Genomic DNA, 25,376 nt, shown 5'->3' on the forward strand with positions numbered 1-25,376 from the left:
GTGACCTCGACCGACTACGAGCACCCCTTCCGCCCCGCCCCGGTCAGGCTCCTCAACCGGCTCGGCCGGGCCGGTTCGAATCTTGGTCTGTCTGACCGCTTGGACGCTGAGGCGCTGCGTGAGGCTGCGCGCCGCAAGACCGGCCTCAGCGACTTCGGCGACGACGGTCACGCCGAGGCGCTGGAGGTGCTGGTCACCTCGATCAACGCCGAAGCCCGCCTGAGCGCGACCGGCCGCCTGATTCAGCGGTCCCGCCTCACCGGGGCGCTGACGCAGCGGCTGCGGATCGAAGAGCTGCTGCAGCGACATCCCGAGATCGCCGACATCGACCTTGGCAACATCATCGTGATCACTGGCCTGCAGCGCACCGGCACCACCCTGCTGCATCGGCTGCTGATCTCCCATCCGGACTTCCGCGGCCTCTCCGGCGCCGAGGCCCTGATGCCGGTGCCGGGCGCCCCAGACAGCGACCGCGCCGAACGGGCACGCAAGCGGCAGGCGGTGCTCGCTCAGAGGTCGATTTCGTACCTGGCGCCCGAGTTCATGGCCATCCACCCGATCGGCCATGACGAGCCAGAGGAAGACGTCCTGCTGCTGGACCTGTGCTTCATGAGCCAGTCGGCCGAGGCGACGATGCATGTGCCGACCTACGCCCGCTGGCTGGAATCCCAGGACCAGACCCCGGCGTACGAGTATCTCCGGCGGGTGCTGCAGGTGCTGTCGTGGCAGCGGCCCGGCGGTAGGTGGGTGCTCAAGACCCCGCACCACCTCGAGCATCTCGACGTGCTCCTGCGCGTGTTCGAGGGCGCCACTGTTGTGCAGACCCATCGAGATCCGCGCATCGCGCTCGCCTCGTTCTGCAGCATGGTCGCCCACGGGCGCGGCATGTTCAGCGATCAGGTCGGTCCGGCCGAGATCGGCCGCCACTGGTGTGCCAAGACGCACCGGATGGTGGAGCGGGCGACGGCAGTTCGAGCCGAGTCCCCGCCCGAACAGTTCATCGACGTGTCGTACTACGACCTCATGGCCGACCCGATCGCCGAGGTCCGGCGCATCTGCGAGCACGCAGGAATCCCCTTCGACGAACGCGCATCGGGGGCGACCACGCAGTACCTGGAGGCGAACCCGAAGAACCGCTTCGGCAGGCACGACTACCGGCTCGAGGACTTCGGCTTGACCGACGACACGGTCGACGAGACGTTCGCGGCCTACCGCGAGGCCTACGCAATCCCCATTGAGAGCGACCAGGGCCGCTCCGCCGAGCAGCGTGACGACGTGCAGCCTGTAGCCGAGGAGCAGCCGGAACGTGGGCTCGGAGACAGCGGCTTCGTCGGAGCCTTGGTGACCGCCGTCCGCGACCTGCGCAACCCGAAGGCCCCCGATGTCGAACCGGTCCCCGACGACGTTCGGATCGACGGCAAGACGTGCCTGGTGACCGGTGCCAACAGCGGGCTGGGCAGGGCTGCCGCCGTCGAGCTCGCCCGGCGTGGCGGCAGGATGATCCTGGCGTGCCGCCCGGGTCACGACACAATCTGCGACGAGATCAAGCGGGAGTCCGGCTCGGAAAGCGTCGAGCTGGTCGAGGTGGACATCGCCGATCTCCGGTCGGTTCATCGCTGCTGCGATGAGCTGCGTGACCGCGGCGCCCGCCTCGACATCGCACTCATGAACGCCGGCCTCATGACCCCTGTCGCGAGGCAGTCTCCGCAGGGCTATGACACCATGCTCGCCGTCCATTTCCTGGCGAACCGCGTCATGATCGACCGTTGGTTGGCCGACGGCGTGATCGACCCGTCGCGGGCCGGCGGCGACACCCCGAGGATCGTGTTCGTCTCCTCAGAAGCGCACCGCTCCAGCGCTGACCTCGACATCGAGCGTCTCGGCGCCTTCACCCCGTACGGCATGAAGGACGCCATGCGGCACTACGGCCTGAGCAAGCTGGCGCTCTGCACGTACGCCACCGAGCTGTCACGCCGCCTCAATCCCGGCGACGGCGTAGAGGTCGCCGTGCACTCGCTGTGCCCGGGCGGCGTCGCAACGAACATCGCCCGCGAGGCCCCGCCGATGCTGAAGCCGATCGTCGATCCGGTGCTGCGACGGCTGTTCCGGTCGCCTGCGGATGCCATCGACCCGGTCATCTACCTCTGCTGCGCTCCCGAGGCCGGCGGCTCCACCGGTCTCTACCTGCACCTGATGCACCGCAAGCAGGTATCCGAACGCGCATCGGACCCAGCGAATGGCACCAAGCTGTGGGACGCGAGCCAAGTCCTCCTCGAGGAGTCGCGAGGTATCCGATGAGCCCAACCCTGCCGGCGGAGCTGCGGTTGACCCATCTGGAGCAGCTGGAGGCCGAGGCGATCCACATCATGCGCGAGGTGGTTGCCCAATGCGAGCGGCCCGTCATGCTCTACTCGATCGGCAAGGACTCCTCGGTGCTGCTGCACCTGGCCCGCAAGGCGTTCTTCCCCGGCCGCATCCCGTTCCCGCTCCTGCATGTGGACACGACGTGGAAGTTTCGGGAGATGATCTCATTCCGGCAGCGGATGGCCGCCGAGATCGGCTTCGAGCTGATCGTCCACACCAACGCCGACGGGGTCGCCCAAGGCATCAACCCGTTCGACCACGGCTCGAAGAACTACACCGACATCATGAAGACCCAGGCCTTGCGGCAGGCGCTGGACGCGGGCGGGTTCGACGCAGCGTTCGGGGGCGCCCGGCGCGACGAGGAGAAATCACGGGCCAAGGAGCGGGTCTTCAGCTTCCGTGACGCCCACCATCGCTGGGATCCGAAGAATCAGCGGCCCGAGCTGTGGAACCTCTACAACGGCCGGGTCAACAAGGGCGAGTCCATCCGGGTGTTCCCGATGAGCAACTGGACCGAACTCGACGTGTGGCAGTACATCCACCTCGAGAACATCCCCATCGTGCCGCTGTACTTCGCCGCCGAGCGGCCCGTGGTGGAGCGCGAGGGCGTGCTGATCATGGTGGACGACGACCGGTTCGTGTTCGAGGAGGGCGAGACGGTCGAGCAGCGGTTGGTCCGGTTCCGCACGCTGGGCTGCTACCCGCTGTCGGGTGCGATCGAGTCGGCCGCCACCACGCTGCCGGAGATCATCGGCGAGATGCTGGCCGCCACCCGTTCTGAGCGGGAAGGCCGGGTGATCGACTTCGACCAGTCGGGCTCCATGGAGCAGAAGAAGCGCGAGGGCTACTTCTGATGGATCTGCTGCGCCTGTTGACCTGCGGCAGCGTGGACGACGGGAAGTCGACCCTGATCGGCCGGCTGCTGCATGACTCGCAGCTGATCTACGAGGATGTACTGGCCGGCTTGGCCGCAGACTCGGCGACCCACGGCTCAGCGGGCGACCAAGTCGACCTGGCGCTGCTGATGGACGGCCTGCGCGCCGAGCGCGAGCAGGGCATCACCATTGACGTGGCGTACCGCTACTTCTCCACGGCCAGGCGGAAGTTCATCATCGCCGATACCCCTGGGCACCCCCAGTACACGCGCAACATGGCGACCGGCGCCTCGACCTGCGACCTCGCGGTCATCCTGATCGACGCCCGCCACGGTGTGCTGCCCCAGACCAAGCGCCACAGCCACATCGCCAGCCTGCTGGGCATCCGCCAGGTGGTGGTGGCGGTCAACAAGATGGACCTCATCGGCTGGTCGCAGGATCGGTTCACCGAGATCTGCGAGAACTACCGCTCGTTCGCCAAAGCGCTCGGGTTCGGCGAGCCGTACTTCCTGCCGATGTCGGCGCTGCTGGGCGACAACGTCGTCAACGCCAGCGACAATCTGGGTTGGTTCGACGGGCCGCCGCTGCTGGAGCACCTCGAGACGGTCGACGTTGACACCGCGGTCGACACCGTGCACTTCCGCATGCCGGTGCAGTTGGTCGCTCGCCCGGATGCGAGCTTCCGTGGGTATGCCGGCACGATCGCCTCAGGAACGCTCCGGCCGGGTGATGAGGTGGTGGCGTTGCCGTCGGGACTCAGCTCGGCCGTGGAACGGATCGCAACCCTCGACGGCGACCTCGAAGTCGCCGGGCCGGGGAGGGCGGTGACTGTGACGCTCGCAGACGAGATCGACATCAGCCGAGGCGATCTGCTGGTGGCCCCCGGCAGCGAGCCGCAGCGGGCACACGATCTCGACGCCATGGTGGTGTGGATGGCCGAAACCGCGGCCGAGCCGGGCACCTCCTTCCTGCTCCAGACGGCCAACGCGGTGTCGAACTGCGCGATTCGCAGCATCCGGCATCGAGTCGACATCAACACCGGCTCACAGGAACAGGCACCGGGCCTCGGGCTCAATGACATCGGGCACTGCGTCATCACGTCTGACCGGGAGCTCGCGTTCGATTCGTACAGCGCCAACCGGGCGACGGGTTCATTCGTGCTCGTCGACCGACTCACCAACGCAACGGTGGCCGCGGGCATGATCATCGGGGCGGCCTCGGCGTGGGACCGCACGCCCGATGCGGCGCTCGTGCGCCAGCGCTCGGAGATCAGCGATGCGGAACGGGCCATCCGCTTCGGCCAGCAGCCGTGCACCATCCTGCTGACGGGCCTCACCGCGGCCGGCAAGTCCACGCTGGCCACGGCGCTGGAGCGGGAGCTGTTTGATCGGGGCAAGGTGTCGATCCGCCTTGACGGTGAGAACGTCCGCATGGGCATCTCCCGTGACCTGGGGTTCAGCACCCAGGAACGCTCGGAGAACCTGCGCCGGGTGTCAGAGGTTGCACGGCTCGCGAACGGCCAGGGGCTGATCGCCATCGCCGCGCTGGTGGCACCCGATCACGTGGTTCGACAACGCGCACGTGATCTCGTGGGTGCGGATCGTTACGTGGAGGTGTTCGTGGACACGCCCATCGAGGTGTGCCGCGAGCGTGATCCCCACGGCCTGTACGCGATGGCCGATCAGGGAGAGATTCCGCGCTTCCCCGGCGTATCGGCTCGCTATGACCGGCCAACCGACGCCGACCTGCGCGTCGACACGTCCGCCCAGAGTGTGGACGAGTGCGTCGAGGCAATCCTGCGCATGCTCACCGAGCGCGGCTTTCTGCGGGGACCGAGTACCCCGTGAGCGAGGGTTCCGAGAACGAGCCGGTGTCGCGCAACATCGTGCGGGCTGAAGGGCGGGTGACCGGAGCCGACCGCGAGGCGCACTTCGGCCATCGCGCCATGACGGTGTGGTTCACCGGCCTGTCGGGCAGCGGAAAGTCGACCTTGGCGTTCGCTCTGGAGGAAGCACTGCTGCGGCGCGGCATTGCGGCGTACGTGCTCGATGGCGACAACATCCGCTTCGGCCTGAACCGTGACCTCGGCTTCTCGCCGGAGGACCGCACCGAGAACATCCGCCGCATCGGCGAGGTGTGCCGCCTGTTCACCGACGCCGGCATCGTCGTGCTGACAGCGTTCATCTCGCCCTACGTCGCCGACCGCGACCAGGTGCGCGCGATCCATCCCGACGGCGCCTTCTGCGAGGTGTACGTCGACACGCCGCTGGAGGTCTGCGAAGCCCGCGACCCCAAGGGCCTGTATGTGAAGGCCCGCGCCGGCGAGATCGGTGACTTCAGCGGCATCTCGGCCCCCTACGAACCGCCGCCCTCCCCCGAGATCACCGTCGACACCTCCCAGCCGCTCGACGCCTGCATCGCCCAGCTCCTCGCCGCCTTGCCACTCGGCCTGGAGTGACGGCAAGAGGGATCTTGCCGACAGCCGTTTGTTGACCCCTCAGTCGCTGTGGTCAGAGAGGTCCTCGGCACTCAGGGTTCGCATGCGTTCCTCGTAATCGGCCCAGCCGACGAGATTCCGGGCGTCGTCGAATGTTGCCCGCGGACCGCCGGCGCCGCCGCCGGATGCGAGTTTGTCTGCAGCACCACCCATTGCCGTGATGCCGGCTAGCAGCAGCGACACCGGATAGATCACGAGGGAGTATCCGATCTCGGCGAGCGATGTTGGGCTCAGCCACGGTGTCTTGCCGTCCTCGACGAGGTTGACGGTCTTGTGGCCGGCCACTTCAGCGCAGTAGCGCTCCATCTGTTCGGGGGTCTCCAGTGCCTCCACGAAGGTGACGTCGGCGCCTGCTTCTGCGAAGGCTTCTGCACGCCACAAGGCCTCGTCCAATCCGTGGGTCGCGACCGCATCGGTGCGCGCCATGACGAGAATGTCGAGACCATGCTCGGTGCGGGTGCGCACACACGCCCGGATCCGTTGCACCGCCTCGCTGCGGTCCACCACTTCTTTTCCCGCCGTATGGCCGCAGCGCTTCGGCCATACCTGGTCCTCGATCATCACGCACGCCAGACCCGCTTGCGCATAACCCAGCAACGTCCGCTCGGCGTTGATCGGGTTGCCGTAGCCGGTGTCGCCGTCGCCGATGATCGGCAGCGAGGTTGCCGCGCACACGCTGCGGGCCTGGTCCACCATCTCGCCGTAGCTGAGCAGACCGACGTCGGGCAGGCCGAGCCTCGCCGCTGCCACCGAGAACCCGCCGAGGAATCCGGCCTCGAACCCGGCTTGCTCCAGCAGCCGGGCCGACAACCCGTCGAAGCAGCCGGGTGCCTGGACGATCGACTTCGACTCCGATGCTGAGAGCAGGAACTCCCGGAGACGAGCGGCTGCATCGCCGCGGTGCGGGAACAGCGTCACCGTGCGTCGACTCCTTGGCGCTCATGGCGCATCGCAAACATGCCGGTTGCAGTCTGTCAGGAGTGCCAGAAGTGCGAACTGTGCAAGCGCAGCCGTCAGTCCCAGGTGCCGAACTGGAAGGCCTCGCTGGGCAGGGCTCGCCACTGCTGCCAGACCGCGGGGTCGCCGTCGGTGACTTCGACACCTGAGTGCGGCCGGCCCCACAGACCGAGCAGCACCTGGACCGGTGGTCCTTCAATCACCACTGATGCAGGCGACTCGGACTCGGGCAGCGGCTCGATGGTCACGCTGCCGACTTCGCCGTCGGCATCGACGAGCCGGGCGGTGAGCCCGCCGGGATCTCGTTCGAGGACGCGGCGCATCGCTTGCAGGAAGAACTGGCACGTGTAGTGGGCGGCGTCGAGCGCCTGCGCCGGCGTCATCGAGTGCTCGTGATCCAGCGCCGCCTCGACGTCAAGCCGGTGCATGCCGAGCTCGGAGGCTGCGTGCCAGGCCCACAGCCGCGGATTGCCTTCGCCTCCGGTCATCGAGAAGTAGCAGCGCCGATCGAGATCACCGGTGAGTTGATCGATGGCCGAATGCGCCCACGCTGCGAGTTCTGCCGGAGGGGTTCCGGTCGGCTTGCGGCCGGCGCGCTCGTAACCGCGTGCCCGAGACTCGGGATCCTCCGGCACCGAGGTCATCATCTCTTCCCACGCGATGGACACCCGGCCGATGTGCGACGCCGCGTTGTAGACCGTCCAGCCCGGGCAGTTCGGCACCGGCACTGCCTGCTCGGCGTTGCTGCGGCCGCAGATGTAGTCGATGGCCGAGCGGGCGGCAGCGACCCGTTCGGAATGATCAAGCATCGTCCATTCCCCGCGTTCGCATCCGTCACTCGTAGTGTGCGCGCTCACCGTTGGTGCCGAACCACGACGATGTCAGTCCCGGAACGGCCGAACACTTCGGGGGCGTAGATCTCCTCGGCCTTGGCTGAGGGCACGATGTAGGTGCCGGGGGTAGTCGCCCGGACGACGTAGCTGTACTCATGAGTGCCCGCCCACAGGTACGACGAGAAGGCCTCCGCACGATCGTCGCGAAGATTCTGGTGGCTGTACCACGTCCGCCTCCACCATGAATCGGCGGCCCCGCCGCCACGGGAGTCGACATCGCCGGTCACCGCCAGCGCCGGGTTGAGCGGCTCGAAGCCCGCAGGCAGGGGATCGACCAGCGCCATGTTGGTGCGTCGGCTGTCGTTGACTATGGTCACCGTGACCCTCACCTGAGCCCCGGCCAGCACATTCCAGACACCGTCGTCGTCGCGCCACACGTCGCCGGGGTCGTCGACTGCCGCGTAGCCGCGCTGCACCACGAAACCCCGGTCCGCCGGATCGAGGTTGAGGTCGTCGGGGGCGTAGCGAAGACCGAGCCGGTAGTAGAGGCGGCCTTCGCCGTCCTTGTGGACGACGAGATTGGTGTCGCCTGCTGCCAGCAACTCCGTCATCGGGACCAGCGTGAGGGCGCGATCGGTGCTGCGCCCGGAGAACTGGTGCTCTGCGGCGTAGAGCTCACCGAGCCACACCCGTGCGACAAAGTCGGGATCGTCCGCCTCGAAGACGGCGAAGTAGCGATTCAGCGCCAGCAGAATGAACGAGTTCTCTTGGATGTTGCGCCAGCGACCCTTCACCCGATTGGCCAGCAGTCCGGCCACGACCTTGGCGACGAGATCCGATTCGGGCGCCATCGTGATCAGAGCATCAAGCACGATGGCATCGGTGCGACGGTTGGAATGCAGCAGAAGGTATGCGTCTTCGCCGTAGTCCGTGACGAACGCTGCTGCCCCCGCAGTCTCGACGACGCGGTTGTTGAGTACCCGCTCGATGTCCGCCTCCGCGGCATCGTCGCCGACGACCGGCCAGATCCAGGCAAGGGCATCCGATTCGAGATCCGTGCCCCGGCGCTGCCACAGCGCGAGCGCTGCCTCGACGTCCCGGTCGCCGCCCAACGATCGCACGTGGAGCGCGTAGGCCAGCAGCGCGTCCTTGCTTCGCTGGCTGTAATCGGTGGGGATCCGATCTTCGATGCTCCGCAGATACCAATTCCCGTTGGACATGACGCGATCGGACACCGTGAATCCCGCGGTGCGGGCAATGGTCAGCGCATGCATCGCCTGAATCGACTGGTAAGGGCTCGAGGGGCGGTAGCGCGACCACCATCCGAATCCCCCGTCGTTGTTCTGGAGAGTCGACAGCTCGGCGATGTCACGGCGTACCGTGGCATCGAGCTCGTCGGGGCTGGCGAGGCCCTCGGCCTCGAAAGCGCCGAGCACGTCGCGCAGCGCGGAGATGGCCTTGATGCGGCTGGCGTAGGCATCGGAGCTGGGGTAGCGGTAGTCGGCGAGATACAGCACCGCGTCGGTCAAGGCTTGGAGCGCGGTCGATGAAGTGTTGATCTCGAGCCCGCCGAACTGGGGAATCACCTCTCGCGGCGCAGATATCGACTGGATGATTGCGCCCTGGTCGATCACGCCATAGGTGGCGAATGCCTCAGCGGTGGCCGGCGTGTACACGGGCAGGGCGACGATCTGCGCGTCGGCATGGTCGCCCGACACCGCCGCCGCCCGGAAGCGAGCGGTGCCTGGCGAGACCGTCCGTGCCGGGAACCGGACTTCCACCCGGTCGTTCGCAGGCACCGTGACCCGCCGACCTGGCGACCCGACCAGCTCGAGGTTGGAGGTCTGCACCACCACATCCACCGTCATCGCCGAGTCGGTCTGGTTCTGAACGACGATCGGCAGCTCGAACTCGTCTCCGTAGTTGAAGAACCTAGGTGCGGAGGGCCGCACCCCAAGGGGCAATCGGGCTGTGATGGCAGATTCGGCGGTGCCGAATCGCTCGACACCGTCGACCGCCACCGCCATCACCCGGTAGCGCGTGAGGTTGTCCGGAAGCTCGAAATCGACGGTCATCCGGCCCGCGGCATCGGTGGTCACCTCGGGGTCAAACAGCGCCAGCGCGTCGAGGTTCTCGCGGACGTCAATGGCAAGCCCAGCCGCGCCGGATCCGCCGTACCCACCGGAATCGTCGTCAACCGACTCCGCGGCCACCGCATCGTCCGCCATCTCTTCGTCCTCGATCAAGCGCAGGAGTTCTGGCGGGCTCTCGAGCAGGATGCTGTCTCTGCTTCGCGCGATACGCACGTGCGCAGTCCGGGGGCGATAGAAGACGTCGATGGGGTCGAGCAGCTCGTAGCCCGACAGAGCCAGCACCGCCTCGTCCACCACGATGAGCAGCACGTTGGCTCCCTCCACGGGAGTACCCCCGGGGCCGCTGACCTGCACTGCGATGCTCGTGGCGGCGCCAGGCTTGACCACCGCCGAATCGGGCTCGACAGCGACGTCAAGCGTCCGCAACATGGGCGGGACGCGCAGCAGGGCTCGCCCCGTGGCATAGGCGGGGCGAGGGGGTGCGCCGCCCAAGCGTGTGCCGTCGGCGGCGGTTCGCTCGGTGACCGAGACGATCTCGACCTGCACCGCAAGCTGGGGAACATGGTCGTCGGTGATCGGCACTTCGAGCACCGCTGCATGGTCAACGATCTCGAATGTGCGGAGCTCGATGATCTGATTGTGGACGATCGTCAGCAGACCGGTAGCCGTTGCGAAGGGCGAGTCGACGAGGATCTCTGCCGTGTCGCCCGCGGCGTACGTCTCGGCGTCGGGAACCAGGTTGGCGACCTCGAGATCGACGCCTCGGCTCGGGGCGCCGCTGCTCCCGCCCGCAACCCAGCGGGTCAACTCGCTGCGGCTGGATCGCCCCGCGTCGTCGACGACACTGGCCCAGATGCGGTAGCGGCCGCCAGTGTCTGCCGCGAACTCGCATTCGACCGGCGTCTGCTGCGACATGGCCTCGCAGGTCTCAGCGTCCTGATGCACCTCGGTCCACTGGCCGTCGACGTAACGGTGGGCGATGCGCGCCGCGGTGATCTCGAATGGTCGCCCCGCCACCGCGTTGCCGTCGATATCGGTCACCACAGCACTGATGTCAAGCCCGTCTCCGGCCCTCACGAACGTGCGAGGGGAACGAATGCCGACATAGAGGCTGGCAGGATGCACCAAGACGTTGACTGCCGACGCCCATCGCTGGCGATTCACGTCAGTCACCTGCGCTTCGGCGGTCACTGCGACGGGAAGCTGGTCGCCGTCGCCCTCAAAGTCGATGCGCAGGTAGTGGCTGCCGCTGGCGTCGGTCGTGCCCAGGTAGATCTTGCGCTCCGGTTCGACCCACGGCTCGTCGAAGTGCCCGAAGTGCCACCAGGGATGCCAGACACCGAAGGTGAACCCGTTCCAGTTGGGCGGTGAGTAGGAGCCCTGGCGGCTGGTGACCGTCCAGGTGACCTCGGCGTCGGGAAGCGGTCCGCCGGAGAAATACGTGGCGTCGACCGCTGTCACCGCATGCTCGCCGACGAGATGGGGGCCCGATGATGCGAGTCGTGCATCTACTTCGAACTCGGGACGGCGGAATTCCTGGACCTGAAACGCATGATGGTGCCGGCCATCTTCGGAGCTGCCCAGGTACCTCAGCACGATGCTGGCCCAGCCGAGGTTTGCCTCCTCCGCCAGTTCGACGGTGAGATCAAACCCTCCGTGCTCGTCCAGGCGGATCTCGCCATTGCCGAGATCGTTACCGAACGGACCGGAGGCGTTGTAGGCGACCAGCCCCCCGCGAGGGAGGAACTCGAGGCGGCCGTCGCCGCTCAGATCGAGATTTCGCACCCAGCCCTTCAGGTGCACCGTCTCGCCGGGGCGATAGATGCCGCGGTCGTCCGCGATGTACCAGATGAGTTGATCGTTCTGCGGCCACGCCTGGATGCTCGCGGTGTTGATGGCCCGGTCGGCACCGATCGAGGCGACGGCCCACCGATGCGCGCCGTGGTTGAGCGAGGCGCGCGCAAGGCCGTGACCATCGGTGGTGAACTCCCTGGCCCGGCCCTCGAACGCGACGTTCACGCCGGCGAGTGGGTTGCCGGAGCGCAAGTCCGTGGTCCACACTGCCGCATCGCGACCATCGGTGATCACGTCGAGGCCGATGTCGGTGTCTTGCACCCACGCCATCGTCGAATGCCGGCGCTCGCTGCCTGCGAGTTCACCGGCACCGCTGACAATCATCACCACATGCCCGTGCTGGCCGTTGAGAGCGCCGGAGAGATCGATGGGAATCTCCACGAGCCCGTCGTGGTCGATGCCGGTATCGACGATCTCGTCGACTGCCAGCGGCCACGGCACAGCGATCTCATTCGTGTCCCGACCCCATCGCCAGTCAGACACAAAGTCCAGGAACGATCCGTAGTCGCTGGGCTCCACGTCATAGAGGCGCACCCGCAGCTGCTCCCATTGACGCACCATCACGGGAATCGTCTGGTGCGCTCCGAGCGGATCCACGGTGGCCAGCAGTCCCCCCGCGAAGCCGAGGGCGGGTCTGGCTTCGTCGACGTGGAATTCGACGGTCTCAGGCGCTCCCAGCGTCTGACCGAACACGTCGCCTAGCGCCGGGGGAAGCAGTACCTCGTACGCGGTGCCGCCCACGGTCGGACCGGCGATGATGACGGCGCTGTCGTGCACCGAGACCGTGGCACCCGGCAGTGCGGGCATGATGGTGATATCGGCAGCATCGAGCGTCTCGGCATCCAGTGCATTGTTGAACCAAGCGACGAGCGCACTTCCCGGTCGGCACCCGTACAAGGCGCAGTTGTCGCCCTCCAGCCGCAGCGGCGCATACGTGCGTCCCTCCGCGATCGACGAGTCGGGTGTGGTGTTGGGGCCCTCGGCTGACGGCAGGTGCGGACCGACCTCGATCCTGATGTGTGAGTCGGGCTCAAGCGGCGCCGTCGGGCGGAACGCGACCCATGTGTCATCGAGCGCTTGCCCTCTCAGGGACCTGATGTACTCATCGCCGTCGATCTCGGCGGCAGTGGCGAGGCGGATCTGCTGCCGTTCGCCGTCGGCCGACAGCGCGATGGCCCCGAGCGCCGCGCCAGGATCGATGCGCTGATCGAATGCGACGAGAAAGACCGGTTGCAGATCGAGCGAGTCGTGCTGGGGGACGAGCCACAGCATGCCGGGCGCGGGTGTCTCGAACTCGAAGCGAACCGCCTCGGCCAGTTCGCCGCCGGCTTGCGATGTCGTGCCTGCGGGAGCTTCGACCGCATACGACGTCGCCATGGGCAGGCGATCGAGTACGTCGGGATCGTGCTCGAAACGCAGCGTGCGGGTGCCGATCCACTGCCACCGCCCCGGCAGCGGGGGTGTGATGGTGACCGGAACGTCGATGCTGTCGATCTGGCTGACCGTGGCCAGCGGCACCATGGGCTGATTGAAGGTGATGCTGACGAACGGGGCGATTCCCACGTGGCCCTCAGGCTGCACGCGCAACACCTCGAGCGGCCCGGCGTCGACGCCAGGTGTGTCGAGATCCGACCCAGCCGGGAACGGCCGATCAATGGTCTCGCCGACGCGGGGCGGCGGCAGCGTCTCGGCCGGACGACGGAAGTCGACGGCGTCGCTCTCGTCGTCGTCCCACGGCGGAAGCCGGTCGATCACCGCGCTGACTTGGGCAGCATCCAGCTCAACGCTGTCGGCGCGCCTCGCTGCCGGCAGGCTCTGGCTGCCGATCGCTTCGCCCTCGCTCAGGCGAACGGTCAGCGATGTGCCCCGCCCCGGAGCGCTGAAGCCCCCGGCCGAATCCCCCCGAACGGTTACCGGCGTGCTGCCAGACCGTTCATCCCCGTCGCGATCCGTCAGCGTGGTGCCAGAAGGGTCGTCCCCGTCGCTCACCACAGGCACAGGCGTGCCGGCGGACCGGCCGTTCTCGCCCGCGTCGCCGTCGCCCGCGCAAGCACTGGCCAACAGCACCATGACGATTCCGGCAACGAGGCAGCGCCTCAGATACCCGCGCATGGTGAGGCAACCCATCCGTCGCGGGCGGCAGTCGAGGCCGGCCCGAGCCGGTGAACCGCCCCAAGGCGGCACCCGCCGCCTTCCTCGGCACTCAGAGCACTGAGCAAGCATGCTGCCTGCAGTCTGTCAGGACTGCGGGAGGAGTCGAAGTGGCTCCGCGGTCGCATCACAGCGATCATGCAAGCGAACCCAGCTACGGTGACCGGCGTCGACCCGGCGAGCGACGACGAGGCGTTCCGTTCGATCTCGCAGGGTTGAGCCGAGCCGCCGGAGCGCAATATGTCCAACCCCCCGATGAGCTCTGCGGAACTGATCAGCGCTGCGAACGAGCTCGCTCCGCTGCTGCGCGAGACCGCTCGCGAGGCGGAGCTGGCCCGGCGCCCTCTCGACAGGGTGATCGACGCCGTCCGCGACAGCGGGCTGTTCGCGCTCATGGTTCCGAAGGCCTATGGCGGCCACGAAGCCGACCTCGACACCTTCTTCGAGGTGACGCTCACGCTGTCTCGCGCTGACGCCTCGATGGGCTGGCTGATCTCGTTCTACATCGAGCACAACTTCTGGATGTGCGGCTATCCGGAGAGCTTCCAGAAGGAGGTCTTCGCCGAGCGTCAGTTCATCCTGGCCCCTGCCACGCTGAACGCCGGGGGCGGCAGGGCGACCGCCGTCGAAGGCGGCTATCGGCTTGACGGTCAGTGGCAATGGGGCACAGGCATCATCCATGCCGACTGGGTGCTGGTGGGAGCGATGGTCGACGAGGGCGACGGGCGAGTCCTGCCGAACTTCTTCGCCGTGCCGCCCGGCGACGTCGAGCCCGTCGACACCTGGTACGTGATGGGCCTGTGCGGCACCGGCTCGTGGGACATCCGCGTCGAGGACGTCTTCGTACCCGCCGATCGGGTCGTCTCGATGGTCGGGTTGATGAACGCAGCCGGCGAGTCCACCCGGGTTCACCCAGGAGAGTTGTATCGCACGCCGCTCATTCCCGTGCTCGGTTTCGCTGCCGGGCTCCCCATGCTCGGTGCGGCCCAGATGGCACTGGAGGAATACCGCTCGCAGACCAAAGCCAAGATCGCGGCGAATGAGATCGGTGTCGGCGGCCCCGAACGGGATCAGGGCAAGCCGGCGATCGCCGCACGGGCGGCGCTGTCGATCGACGCAGCCGAACTCATGTTCCGCGACGTGCTGGCCGATGTGATGGCACAACGCAACAGCGCATCCTTCGAGACTCGCAGCATCTGGCTCTCGCGCCTGACCCACGCCGTGTACATGTGCCGTGATTCCGTGAGGGACATCTGCTCGGTCACCGGTGCCAGCGGCAGCCGGCTGGACAACCCCATTCAGCGAGCGCTGCGCGACATCACGACCGGATCCAATCACCTGATCTTCGATCGAGAGATCCGCTACGCCGACTACGGACGCCTCCTGCTCGACCAGCCCACCAGCAGGTTCCTGGTGTGACGCGTGCGAAACCGGGCAGGGCTGGGACGGCTGGGCGTAAGTCACTGCGGCTCGCTTTCGTCGGCTGGGGGGCGATCGCCCGCACCGCGGCCGGTCTGCTCACGGGTGCGCCCGTCGAGATCGTGGCGGTTGCTACTCGCGGCCGATCCGATCTCGTCGACCCGCCGGAGACTGCGCGGCTCATCACTGATCCCGGCGAGCTGACGGACATCGCTCCTCAGGTGGTTGCCGAAGCGGCTGGCCGCGAGAGCGTCGCCGAATGGGGACCTGCCGCCCTCGAGTGCGGTGCTGATTTCATCGTCTCGTCGGTCTCGGCCCTTGCCGACGCCGACGTTCTGACGTCCCTGCGGAGCATCGCCATTGGGCAGGGAGCCCAGATCCACATCCAACCCGGCGCGCTCGCTGGCGTCGAGGCGCTCGCTGCAGCCCGCAGCCTGGGACTCGAGACAGTCGAACACCGGATCTCGAAACCCCCTCCCGCCTGGCTCGGTACCCCCGCCGAGACGCTCTGCAACCTCGACAAGCTCGACAAGCCCTACGAGTTCTTCAGTGCAAACGCAGCTGAGACGGCGACGAAGTTCCCGAAGAACGCCAACGTGGCCATGACCACGGCTCTCGCGGGAGTGGGACCCGATCAGACGAAGATCACCCTTGTCGCCGATCCGGCTGCAACGGCGAACTGTCACCGGATCACGGCCCACGGTGCCTTCGGTGACCTCGACGTCACCATCAGCAACAACCCCTTGCCGGCCAACCCCAAGACGTCGGCAATGGCAGCGCTCAGCTTGGTCCGTGCTATTCAGAATCGGACGAGTGCGATCGTGATCTGAAATGCCGCTGGCAGATGGCAATCAGGTAGGCGCCCGCCGTCGCCGACGAGAGCAGCGGTGCACGCGTCGAGGTGTTACGCATTTGGCAGCCGTTCCAGACTTCGTGAATCCACAATCGAGGTGCCATGCCTGCAATGCAGCCCACCGCCGACCAGTTCCGTGCCTTCCGCGATGATCCCTATGACGGTCCCATCGCTCAGGTCAACCTGCTGAAGTATCGAGTCAAGGCCGTCTACGGGCCAGACGAACCCGAGCACGCCAACGACGAACCCGGCGCCGCCGCCTACCAGCGCTACGTCGATGCCTTCCGGGCTGCAGCGGCCGAGGTCGGCGGAACCTGCCTGCTCTATGGACACGGCGAGCGCTATTTCATCGGGCAGGGCGACTGGGATGCCGTGCTGATCATGTACTTCCCCAACCGGGCGGCTTTCATCGCCACGCTCAATCATGCGGATTACCCCGAGATGCACCGCCATCGAGACGCTGGCCTGCTCTGCCAGGACCTGCTGACGACCCGACCGGCGGTGGCCAACGTTTGAGGCCGCCGGCCTCCAAAAAGTCATACGGCGAAGTGGCTCGGGACAGCTACGTTCCGTGGCGACGCTGCGCGGACGGGGTGCTGTATGAAATTGTATGATCATCCCATGGCGACCGAACGAGTGACCGTCTCGCTCCAAACCGAGCTCGCTGAGGCCGTGCGTGAAGCCGCAGAAGCAGACGCCCAGAACGTGTCTTCGTGGATCGCCGACGCAGCACGTCGTCGACTCGCCAGCCGAGGGCTTCGCGACGTGCTGTCCGCATGGGAAGCCGAACACGGTTCGTTCTCTGAAGACGAGCTCGCTGCCGCCCGTGCCCGCATAGAGGCGTGACCGCCCCACTCGTTCTCGACACGGGAGCGCTGATTGCGCTCGATCGCAACGATCGACAGATGTGGGCAGTGCTGCGCGTCGCCGCCGACGAGCGCAGGCTGATTCAAGTGCCCACCGGTGCGGTCGCTCAAGCATGGCGCCATGGGAGCCGTCAAGCCCTGCTGTCGCGGGCACTGCGTCACTGCGACGAAGTCCCGCTCGACGGCGTGATGGCTCGCGCCGCCGGCTTGCTGTGCGGGCGTGCCGGAACCGTCGACGTGATCGACGCATCCGTCGCATTGACAGCCAGCACGCTCGCCCGCTCCTCCGACGCCGTGGTCTTCACCTCCGATCCGAATGACATCGCTCACCTTGCCGACACCCTCGGCGCGAAGATCCAGATCGAGCATGTCTAGATCGAGGCACGGCAACCGATGGACCAGGGCCAGATGCATCTGAGCGCCTTCATCCAGGCATCCCCGAATCATCAGATCAAGGGGATGTGGAAGCACCCCGCCGATGAGACGTCGTGGGGCTACCGGACCCTGAGCTGGTGGCAGGACCTCGTGCGCACCCTCGAGCGGGGCTGCTTCGACGGGATCTTCTTCGCCGACGTGCTGGGCACCTATGACGTGTACGGGGCGAGCCGCGAGGCTGCGCTGCGTGGCGCGGTTCAGATTCCCGGCATCGACCCCACCCTGCTGATCCCGGCACTGGCAGCGTGCACCGAGCACCTCGGCTTCGCAGTGACCTTCTCGACCAGCCACCACGCCCCGTACCACACAGCCCGGCTGTTCTCGACGCTCGACCACCTCACCGGAGGCCGTGTCGGCTGGAACATCGTCACCTCGTACCTGGCCGATGCCGAGCGTCAAGGGCTCGGCGAGATCCTGGCGCACGACGCTCGCTACGACCGGGCCGACGAGTACGTCGATGTCTGCGTGAAGCTGTGGGAGCAGAGCTGGGAAGAGGGCGCCATCGTTCTCGATACCGAGGCCGACACTCATACCGATCCGGCGAGAGTGCACGAGATCAATCATTCCGGCGAGTGGTTCACGGTCGAAGGCCCGCACATGGTCGAGCCTTCCCCTCAGCGCACGCCAGTGCTGTACCAGGCGGGCAACTCGACGCGCGGTGTCGAGTTCGCAGCCAACACCGGCGAGGTTGTCTTCATGCAGGTGCCGGGCAACGAGCGGGGTGCCGCCGTGGTGAGGTCGCTGCGCGAGCGTGCCGCTGCGGCTGGGCGCGATCCCTCCCAGATCAGAGCTCTGCAGGTAGCACGGGTGGTGGTCGCAGAGACCGACGCCGAAGCCCGGGCCATGCGCGACGAGTGGTCACGGCTGTTCTCCGTCGACGGCTATCTGGCGCTCTACGGCGGCTGGACGGGAATCGACCTGGGCGGCCACCCGCCAGATACGCCGATCGACGACATCGAGGCGAACGCGATCCGAACTCAGGTCGAGCGCTGGAAGCTGGAAGACCCCGACAGGGCTTGGACCGTCGGTGATGTCGCCCGGCGGCTCTCAGACACCGCCGGCGGGTTGGGATTCGTGGGTTCGCCGGCCACGGTTGCCGACCAGATGGAGGCGTTCATGGAGACCACCGGCGTCGACGGGTTCAACGTGACGACAGCGCCGGTCCCGTGGGGTCTCATCCAAGTGGTCGACTGGCTGGTGCCCGAGCTTCAGCGGCGAGGCCGATTCCGCACCAGCTATGAGGGCACTACCTTCCGGGAGAATTTCTTCGGCGCCGGCCAGCGCCACCTGCACCCCACCTATCCCCGCCCCCGCTGACCTGAGCGACACGAACGCCGACCAGCCATCCATGAGAAGAACCGAGATCATCCCATGACGACCGCCACCGACCTGCCCAGCGAATCGGTCCGTGTTCGGGCTCTGGTCGTCGAAGCCGTCAGCCAAGCAGCCGAACTCATCGCCACGCCCGCCACGGCGGAGCGATGGGACCAGCCCTCCGCCCTCGAGGGCATGACGGTCGGCGCGCTCGCCGCCCATCTCGTGCGTGCGGCCGGCGCCGCCATCGCCTACCTCGACCGCACTCCGCCCGACCGGCGTCCCGACGGCGACCTACTCACCTCGGTCACCTACTTTCATGCAGCAGTCGACTCCCCCATCCACGACCAGATCAAGGACGTCTCCGCTGCCGAATCGGCCATCGGCCACGAAGCCACCGTGCACAAGTGCCGTCAGCTGGCTGCCGACCTCGAAACACGGCTGGCCGCCGAACCCGCCGACCGCCTCGTCGCCGCATTGGGCGGCCGGTTGCTCACCCTCGACGACTTCTGCCGCACCCGGCTGATCGAGGTGCTCCTGCATCTCGATGACCTCGCCGTCAGCACCGATCAGCCCCGCCCGGCCACCGACCCCGAGGGCGCCGCCATCATCATCGAGATCTGCATGAACATCGCCCGAGACCGCAACGGCGACTGGGGCGTCCTCTATGCCCTCACCCGGGCAGAACGCTCAGGCGACGCGGCAGTCTTCCCGGTCTTCTAGTCCGCTGCAGGCCGCACCGATCTAGGGTCACGGGAAAACCGGCCCACAGTTTGGGTCCTGCGTTGACGAGTGAAACACTGCAACCCATGAAGGTGAGCGAAGCACCCCCCAAGGAGCTGCAGGCTGCTTCGGAGGCTGCTCTCGAGTGGATCAACGCAACGCAAGCGTCGCACTACGAGATCACCGGAGTCATCGACGCCGAAGACACCGTGGCACAAGCGCGCGAAGGGTCCTTCGAGCTGGGCTTGGTGCTGTGCGACGGCGACGTCTGTGCCCGTGAGCAGGTGGTGGTCGAACGATCGGCCGACGGCTTTCGGGTGTCGGCCGCCGACGCTGACGATCCGCTGATCCCGCCGCTGCTCGACCCGCCGATCGGGGTACGCACCGGGTGGCTCAACGCCCAGCTCGACAAGCACAAGTTTGTCGTTTTGGTGTTCTACCGCGGCTTGTGGTGACCTCCATGCCGCCGCGAGTTGCGCGGCTTTGGCAAGTCGGGAGTCGTCGAGGAGATCCGGGCTGCTGGAGGCGAGATCTTCGCCGTCACCAGCGAGCCCCAGAGTCTCGCGAGCGAAGCACAGAACACATGGGAGCTGGAGTATCAGGCGGTAGGCGACCCGCACCATGAGATTCTCGGAGACTGCCGTGAGAATGGTCAGTTCGATCTCTACGTCGGCGACAGCGCAATATTGGAGCGGCACTGGTCTTCGCACCCGAACGGCATCTTCCAAGCTGGGATTCTGGCCCTCACCCAAGACCATCGAGTGCTGTACAGGTGGCACTGCCGCCCCACTCATCAGAATCGCGGTGGTGCCTCCGGTCGAGTCACCGCCTCGCATATGTGGTCTCGGATCCAAGACGGGCTAGTCAGCGACACCGACGCCGACTGGGATACCGATCCGCCGCTCGACGCTCCAGAGGCCTTCTGGCCGTATTTCGTGGCTCAGCTGTTTGCCCATGGATGGTTCATCAAGCCGAAGCGGTTCCCACTCGGCCGACCCGACGACAAGCCATCCGCTCGCGTGTCCGCGATGAAACCACGACTCATTGGGTTCGCCGCGGCGTGGGCCATCTGCTTCGTGCTCCTGCCAGCTCGCCGAGTCCTCCTAGCTCTGATCGGCTACGCCGTAGCCATCGCTCCGGCTGTCCGCAGGGTGAACCGCGAGTTCCAACACGTTCCCGCTGGCCGCTCGCCCGAGCCTGGCGGGCGAAGCCTCGGCACCGAGCCCCCAAAGCCCCACCCCCAACAGGCGAGTCGCTGAGACGAAGAGGCGGGCAGAGTTACTCGAACGTACGCCTTGCCGTTTCCCAAGCGTTGATCTTGTCCCAGTCGTATTCCACGCCCAGCCCCGGGCCGGTGGGTACGGCGACGCATCCATCGGCACCCACGTCGTCGAGGCCATCGCCATAACCGTCGGCGTAGATCGGCGGCTGCAGGCAGTTCTGCGACGTGTCGGGATTGACCAGGCCGAGCTCGTAGAACAGCGTGTTGGGAATGGCCGACATGCAGTGCCGGTGCATCGGGCCGGCCGTGTGGAGCTGCACCTCCATGCCGATGGCGTCGCAGAAGTGGGCCAGCTTCATCGTGCCGGTGATGCCGCCGTCCAACTCGGGATCGACGTGCATGATGTCGGTGCCGCGAGCCAGCACGAAGTCGGCCTTCTGCTCGAATCCTCGGATGTGCTCGGCAATGAGCATCGGCGTGCGGATGAACTCTCGCAGGCGCTGGTGAGCGGCGGCGCTAGACGAGGCATCGCGGTAGGGGTCTTCGTACCAGAGGAATCCCAAGTCGTCGCACGCCCTACCGACCTCCACGGCATCCATGAATGACTCCAGTGACGATGCGGGGTCGGTCATTAGCTTCATCGAGGACCCGACACGATCGCGAACCGCTGTCATAATGCCGATCTCGTTGGCCACGCTACCGTCGAAGAAGCCGTGGATCTTGTACGCCGGCAAGCCGCGCTGCTGGCATTCCTCCGCGAAGTCTGCGTATTTCTCGATGCTGTCCAGGCCTCCGGGTGTCTGTTGGCCCGGCGTCGTGCTCGCGTACGTCGGCAACCGCTCCCGGTACCCGCCCAGCAACTGGCTGATGGAGGCGGTGTACTTCTTGCCGGCGAGGTCCCACAGGGCGGTGTCGAGTGCTGCGACGCCGACCTTGTCGAAGTGCCGGAACTGGATTTTGAGGAGTTCGAAGATCTGTTCGCGCTGCTCTGGGTCTCTGCCGATCAACAGCGGCGCCATGTCGCAGACCTGCGCCATTGCGTGCTCGGTTGCGCCGTAGTGAGGTGCGTAGCTGCCCGTGTGACCATCGTCGGTTTCGATCGTCACCACGAACTTCGAGACGCTCGTCTCCGCCCCAGGCAAGTACGTCCAGATCGTCGGACCGACGTCGCAGAGTTGGTACGTGTAGGCCTGAACGACGATGCGGTTGATCTTGCTCATGGTTCACCTCGGTGGGCATTGTGTTGAAGCAGGCGGCGGGCGGCTTCAACGACCACGCCGACAGCACGCTCCTCGGTGGCGGCGATGCGGGCCTCGTCGACCACGGACTCCGACTCGGTGCGTTGGGCGATTACTCCGGCGACGCACCCGGCCCGCCAGCCGTTGGCCGCGCACATCGTGAACAGGGTGGCCGACTCCATTTCGTAGTTGAGCACGCCGATCCGACGCCACTCGGCCAGGCTGCCCCGCAGCCAGCCGACGACATCCCCGGCCACCGTGTCGTAGCGCTCCTGGCCGGGGTAGAAGGTGTCGCTCGACGCCGTGATCCCCACCTGATGGGGGGCGTCGAGTGCGACCGCTGCATCGACTAGGGCACGGGTGCACTCGTACGAGGAAACGGCCGGGTACTCCAGCGGAGCGAAATGCCGGCTCGCACCGTCGAGGCGCACCGCCGCCTGGGTGATGACCAAGTCACCGATCAGCAGATCAGGCTGGATCGAACCCGTGGTGCCCACCCGCAGGAACGTCCGCACGCCGAGCTGGGCCAGCTCCTCGACCGCGACCGAGGTCGACGGCCCGCCGACACCAGTCGAGCAGACCACCACCGGCTGGCCGTCGATCGACGCTCGATGGGTCGTGAATTCCCTCACCGAGGCCAGGTGCGCCGGCTCGTCCATCGTCTCGGCAATCCTCGCCACCCGCGCGGGATCGCCCGGCACGATCGCAAGCGTGGCTCCGCCCAGATCGGTCGCGGTCACGCCTAGGTGCATCACCCGCTCGTCACCCATCACCCGACCCTATTTCTCGGCCGCACACGACACCGCCGTCGCCGTGCCGGCAACCGATCCCCGCCGACACGACTCGCTGCCGGCGATCTCTGCAGTTAGTCGACTGCGACTGGGCGGACGGCTGATGCCGGCCGGAAAGCATCGATATGTTCGGTATTGGTCGAGATGTAGGGCCCGCCGATGAGGTCGATGCAGTACGGGACTGCGGCGCACACCGCGTCGAGGCACTCTGCGATTGCCTTGGGCTGACCTGGCAGGTTGATCACCAGGGCGCCGTCGCAGATGCCGGCAGTCTGACGCGACAGGATCGCAGTCGGCACTGCCTTCAGCGATGCGGTGCGCATCGCTTCCCCGAAGCCGTGCAACATCTTGGAGCAGGCTGCCTCGGTGGCCTCGGGGGTGACGTCGCGTAGTGCCGGGCCCGTGCCGCCAGTGGTGAGGATGAGACAGCACCCTGCTGCGGCCAGCTCCCGGATCGCCTGGGCCACCTGGTCCTGCTCGTCGGGAACGAGCGCAGCCTGCGCAGACCATTCCGAGGCCAGCACCCGCTCGAGATAGGCACGAATCGCCGGTCCTCCCCGGTCTTCGTAGTCGCCGCGACTGGCCCTGTCCGAAACCGTCACGATGCCGATCAGCGCGTGCGTCGAGAGGTTCTGCGTTCCATCGGAGGTGCTGGTCACGCCGAAACGGTACCGCTCGGTTGGGAATGAGTGCTATTCCCAAAGGACGGCCGAACCAAGGACGAGACCGTTTCCGAAGTGAGATAGGAATAAGACTCATTCCTGTTATATTGCCGCCGTGCTGCTTGTGGAAGCCGGCGAACGTGCCCAGACTCCGTCCCGCGCCGCGTGGGACCCGAGTCGCCGGTCCACCCTTGTCGGCCTTGCGCTGATAGCGCTCGCGTCGGTGGTGGTCGCCATCGGGCTCGGTCCGGTCGGTGTGGCACCCACGACGGTCCTGCGGATCATCGCCCACCACACGCTCGGCCTGCTCGATGCAGAGAGCTGGGCGAGAACTGACGACGCGATCATCTGGGAAGTGCGCCTGCCCCGAGTGCTGCTCGGCGCGATCGTGGGTTCGACGCTCGGGGTCGTGGGCGTGACGCTCCAGGCCCTGGTCCGCAATCCGCTCGCAGAGCCGTACATCCTCGGCGTGAGCTCGGGGGCATCCACTGGTGCCGCCGCGGCGATCCTGTTCGGTGTCGGCGCCTGGCTGGGCACCCAATCGGTGTCGCTGATGGCGTTCTTCGGCGCTCTCGGCGCACTTGCGCTCGTTTTGGCGCTCGCCCGCTCTACAGGGCAGATCACCCCGTCACGGATGCTCGTGGCAGGAGTCGCCGTCAGCTACCTGCTGAGCGCCATGACCAGCCTGATGATCCTCTTCGCCGAGAGTGCCGAAGGTGCTCGGGCAGTGATGTTCTGGCTGCTCGGGTCGCTGGCGAATGCCGACTGGTCGACGCTGCCCATCGGCTACCTCGGCATGGGCACCGGCATGGTCCTGGTGTTCTGGTGGCGCCGGCGACTCGATCTGCTGGCACTCGGTGACGAGACGGCGATGGCGAGCGGGGTCGACCCTGGGCGCACCCGGCTGCTGCTTGTGGTCGTGGTCGCGCTGTGCGTCGGTTTCGCCGTGTCGCTGTCGGGCGGCATCGGCTTCGTCGGCCTCGCAGCACCGCATATCGCGCGGCGGATCATCGGCCCGATCCACCGCCACCTGATCCCCGCATCCGCGGCGCTCGGTGCCCTCATGCTCGTCTGGGCTGACGTTGTTGCTCGCCTGGCGTTGCAGCCCCGCGAGCTGCCCATCGGCGTGGTCACCGGCGTGCTCGGCGCGCCGGTGCTCGTCGCGCTCGTCCGCAAGCTCAATCACAACAACTGAGCGCAACCGTGCTCGCCAGAAAGGGAATTTCATGAATACGAACCTGTCGGCATTCAGGCTTCGAACGGTCGCATTGGTGCTCGTCGTTGCCCTTGTGGCCTCAGCGTGTGGAGGAGGCGATGACTCCCCCACCGCAGCCGCCCAAGGCGACAGCTTCCCGCTGACCTTCACCAACTGCGACAGGGAGTTCACCCTCGACGCCGCGCCCGAGCGGGTGATGTTGATGGAGGCCGCCGCGCCGTCGCTGCTGTTCGCCGCAGGTGCCATGGACCGAGTGATCGCCCGCATCGAGGACTTCCCCGAGGAGTACTACACCGCCGAGGAGCTGGACGTCCTCGAAGCCATCCCAGCATTGGTGGCCGAGGCCACTTCGACCGGCGGGGTCGAGATTTCGGTCGAGGAGATCATTGCTCACGACCCCGACATCGTCATCGGTTACGACACCGCCACGCTCACCCACGACACGCTGGGCGATGTCGGCATCCAGCTCTATGTGATGCCTCCGTTCTGTGACAATCCGCCGCTTCCATCGTTCGAGAGCATCCTGGGCGAGGTCCGCCTGTACGGGCAGCTCTTCGGCACGACCGAGGTGGCCAACGCGAACGCCGCCGCGCTGGAGGCTGCGGTGGCCGCGGCGGCAGATGCGCCGGTTGCCGAAGGGAAGACCGCTGCCGCGCTCTACGTCACTTCCGACGGCAGCGCCATCTACGCCTACTCCTCGCTCGGCATGGTGCACCCGCTGATGGAGGCCCTGGGAATGACCAATGTCTTCGCCGAGCTCAGCGAGCGAGTGCCCGAGGTCTCGATCGAAGAGGTCATCGGTCGCGACCCCGAGATCTTGATCCTGCTCTATGACGACTTCGGGCTCACTCCCGACGAGATCAGCGCGCTCGTCACCGAGCTGCGGGGCGCCAGCAGCATCACCGCTGTGGCCGACGGTGCGGTCTACCCGCTGCTGTTCAACTGGGCCGAACCTCCGACACCGCTCGTGGTCGAGGGCCTGTCAGTGCTCAGCGACCAGATCACCGAGTGAC

General features: G+C 66.7%; 21 protein-coding genes. 15 read left to right on the forward strand and 6 right to left on the reverse strand.

Annotated features, from left to right (window positions below):
• Genes ACOGXE_RS01385 through cysC form a run of 4 tightly spaced genes read left to right on the forward strand, consistent with a single transcriptional unit; the run spans position 1 to position 5,697 of the window.
• Positions 1-2,298 carry an SDR family NAD(P)-dependent oxidoreductase gene (locus ACOGXE_RS01385; protein WP_419932174.1) on the forward strand — a complete coding sequence of 766 codons (2,298 nt, stop codon included), beginning with the start codon at positions 1-3 and terminating at the stop codon, positions 2,296-2,298.
• Positions 2,295-3,218: a sulfate adenylyltransferase subunit CysD gene (cysD, locus tag ACOGXE_RS01390; protein ID WP_419932175.1), complete on the forward strand. Its 924-nt coding sequence runs from the start codon at positions 2,295-2,297 to the stop codon at positions 3,216-3,218. The genes ACOGXE_RS01385 and cysD overlap by 4 nt, the downstream gene beginning before the upstream one ends.
• Entirely contained in the window at positions 3,218-5,086 is a 1,869-nt protein-coding gene (gene cysN / locus ACOGXE_RS01395) for a sulfate adenylyltransferase subunit CysN (RefSeq protein ID WP_419932176.1), read from the forward strand. Before cysD ends, cysN begins: the two co-directional genes overlap by 1 nt.
• Entirely contained in the window at positions 5,083-5,697 is a 615-nt protein-coding gene (gene cysC / locus ACOGXE_RS01400) for an adenylyl-sulfate kinase (protein WP_419932178.1), read from the forward strand. The genes cysN and cysC overlap by 4 nt, the downstream gene beginning before the upstream one ends.
• A gap of 39 nt (positions 5,698-5,736) precedes the next feature.
• On the opposite strand, the gene ACOGXE_RS01405 is transcribed toward cysC, so the two are convergent.
• The 3 genes from ACOGXE_RS01405 to ACOGXE_RS01415 form a co-directional block, all read right to left on the reverse strand.
• Positions 5,737-6,654 (reverse strand): isocitrate lyase/PEP mutase family protein, encoded by a 918-nt coding sequence (locus tag ACOGXE_RS01405; protein WP_419932179.1) that lies wholly within the window; start codon positions 6,652-6,654, stop codon positions 5,737-5,739.
• 95 nt (positions 6,655-6,749) lie between these two features.
• On the reverse strand, positions 6,750-7,502 hold the full coding sequence (locus tag ACOGXE_RS01410; RefSeq protein ID WP_419932180.1) for a maleylpyruvate isomerase family mycothiol-dependent enzyme: 753 nt from the start codon (positions 7,500-7,502) through the stop codon (positions 6,750-6,752).
• Positions 7,503-7,546: 44 nt separating this feature from the next.
• Positions 7,547-13,585: an alpha-2-macroglobulin family protein gene (locus tag ACOGXE_RS01415; protein ID WP_419932181.1), complete on the reverse strand. Its 6,039-nt coding sequence runs from the start codon at positions 13,583-13,585 to the stop codon at positions 7,547-7,549.
• A 294-nt stretch (positions 13,586-13,879) separates the two neighbouring features.
• Here ACOGXE_RS01415 and ACOGXE_RS01420 point away from each other — a divergent pair, with 294 nt between their 5' ends.
• The 9 genes from ACOGXE_RS01420 (at position 13,880) to ACOGXE_RS01460 (ending at position 20,493) form a co-directional block, all read left to right on the forward strand.
• Positions 13,880-15,043: an acyl-CoA dehydrogenase family protein gene (locus ACOGXE_RS01420; RefSeq protein WP_419932182.1), complete on the forward strand. Its 1,164-nt coding sequence runs from the start codon at positions 13,880-13,882 to the stop codon at positions 15,041-15,043.
• On the forward strand, positions 15,040-15,873 hold the full coding sequence (locus ACOGXE_RS01425; RefSeq protein ID WP_419932183.1) for an aspartate dehydrogenase: 834 nt from the start codon (positions 15,040-15,042) through the stop codon (positions 15,871-15,873). The genes ACOGXE_RS01420 and ACOGXE_RS01425 overlap by 4 nt, the downstream gene beginning before the upstream one ends.
• Positions 15,874-15,998: 125 nt before the next feature.
• Positions 15,999-16,412 carry a DUF1330 domain-containing protein gene (locus ACOGXE_RS01430; protein WP_419932184.1) on the forward strand — a complete coding sequence of 138 codons (414 nt, stop codon included), beginning with the start codon at positions 15,999-16,001 and terminating at the stop codon, positions 16,410-16,412.
• A gap of 105 nt (positions 16,413-16,517) precedes the next feature.
• Positions 16,518-16,742, forward strand: coding sequence for a hypothetical protein (locus ACOGXE_RS01435; protein ID WP_419932185.1), 225 nt, complete (start codon positions 16,518-16,520; stop codon positions 16,740-16,742).
• Positions 16,739-17,137: a twitching motility protein PilT gene (locus ACOGXE_RS01440; protein WP_419932186.1), complete on the forward strand. Its 399-nt coding sequence runs from the start codon at positions 16,739-16,741 to the stop codon at positions 17,135-17,137. Before ACOGXE_RS01435 ends, ACOGXE_RS01440 begins: the two co-directional genes overlap by 4 nt.
• An 18-nt stretch (positions 17,138-17,155) precedes the next feature.
• A complete protein-coding gene (locus ACOGXE_RS01445; RefSeq protein WP_419932187.1) occupies positions 17,156-18,514 on the forward strand; it encodes an LLM class flavin-dependent oxidoreductase in 1,359 nt (452 codons plus the stop codon).
• A gap of 54 nt (positions 18,515-18,568) precedes the next feature.
• Positions 18,569-19,234: a maleylpyruvate isomerase N-terminal domain-containing protein gene (locus ACOGXE_RS01450; RefSeq protein WP_419932188.1), complete on the forward strand. Its 666-nt coding sequence runs from the start codon at positions 18,569-18,571 to the stop codon at positions 19,232-19,234.
• A gap of 86 nt (positions 19,235-19,320) precedes the next feature.
• On the forward strand, positions 19,321-19,689 hold the full coding sequence (locus ACOGXE_RS01455; RefSeq protein WP_419932189.1) for a hypothetical protein: 369 nt from the start codon (positions 19,321-19,323) through the stop codon (positions 19,687-19,689).
• Between the two features lie 18 nt (positions 19,690-19,707).
• On the forward strand, positions 19,708-20,493 hold the full coding sequence (locus ACOGXE_RS01460; protein ID WP_419932190.1) for a hypothetical protein: 786 nt from the start codon (positions 19,708-19,710) through the stop codon (positions 20,491-20,493).
• A 19-nt stretch (positions 20,494-20,512) separates the two neighbouring features.
• Here the strand turns inward: ACOGXE_RS01460 and ACOGXE_RS01465 are convergent, their stop codons facing one another.
• The 3 genes from ACOGXE_RS01465 to mog form a co-directional block, all read right to left on the reverse strand.
• Positions 20,513-21,676, reverse strand: coding sequence for an enolase C-terminal domain-like protein (locus ACOGXE_RS01465; RefSeq protein ID WP_419932191.1), 1,164 nt, complete (start codon positions 21,674-21,676; stop codon positions 20,513-20,515).
• A complete protein-coding gene (gene udp, locus ACOGXE_RS01470; protein WP_419932192.1) occupies positions 21,673-22,464 on the reverse strand; it encodes a uridine phosphorylase in 792 nt (263 codons plus the stop codon). Before udp ends, ACOGXE_RS01465 begins: the two co-directional genes overlap by 4 nt.
• 95 nt (positions 22,465-22,559) lie before the next feature.
• A complete protein-coding gene (mog, locus tag ACOGXE_RS01475; RefSeq protein WP_419932193.1) occupies positions 22,560-23,144 on the reverse strand; it encodes a molybdopterin adenylyltransferase in 585 nt (194 codons plus the stop codon).
• Between the two features lie 118 nt (positions 23,145-23,262).
• Here mog and ACOGXE_RS01480 point away from each other — a divergent pair, with 118 nt between their 5' ends.
• Both ACOGXE_RS01480 and ACOGXE_RS01485 read left to right on the forward strand, forming a co-directional pair.
• Positions 23,263-24,342 (forward strand): FecCD family ABC transporter permease, encoded by a 1,080-nt coding sequence (locus ACOGXE_RS01480; RefSeq protein WP_419932194.1) that lies wholly within the window; start codon positions 23,263-23,265, stop codon positions 24,340-24,342.
• A gap of 31 nt (positions 24,343-24,373) precedes the next feature.
• Positions 24,374-25,375, forward strand: coding sequence for an ABC transporter substrate-binding protein (locus tag ACOGXE_RS01485; protein WP_419932195.1), 1,002 nt, complete (start codon positions 24,374-24,376; stop codon positions 25,373-25,375).
• Position 25,376: the final 1 nt, after the last annotated feature.

Source organism: Candidatus Poriferisodalis sp., from assembly GCF_965208555.1.
Lineage (GTDB): Bacteria > Actinomycetota > Acidimicrobiia > Acidimicrobiales > Poriferisodalaceae > Poriferisodalis.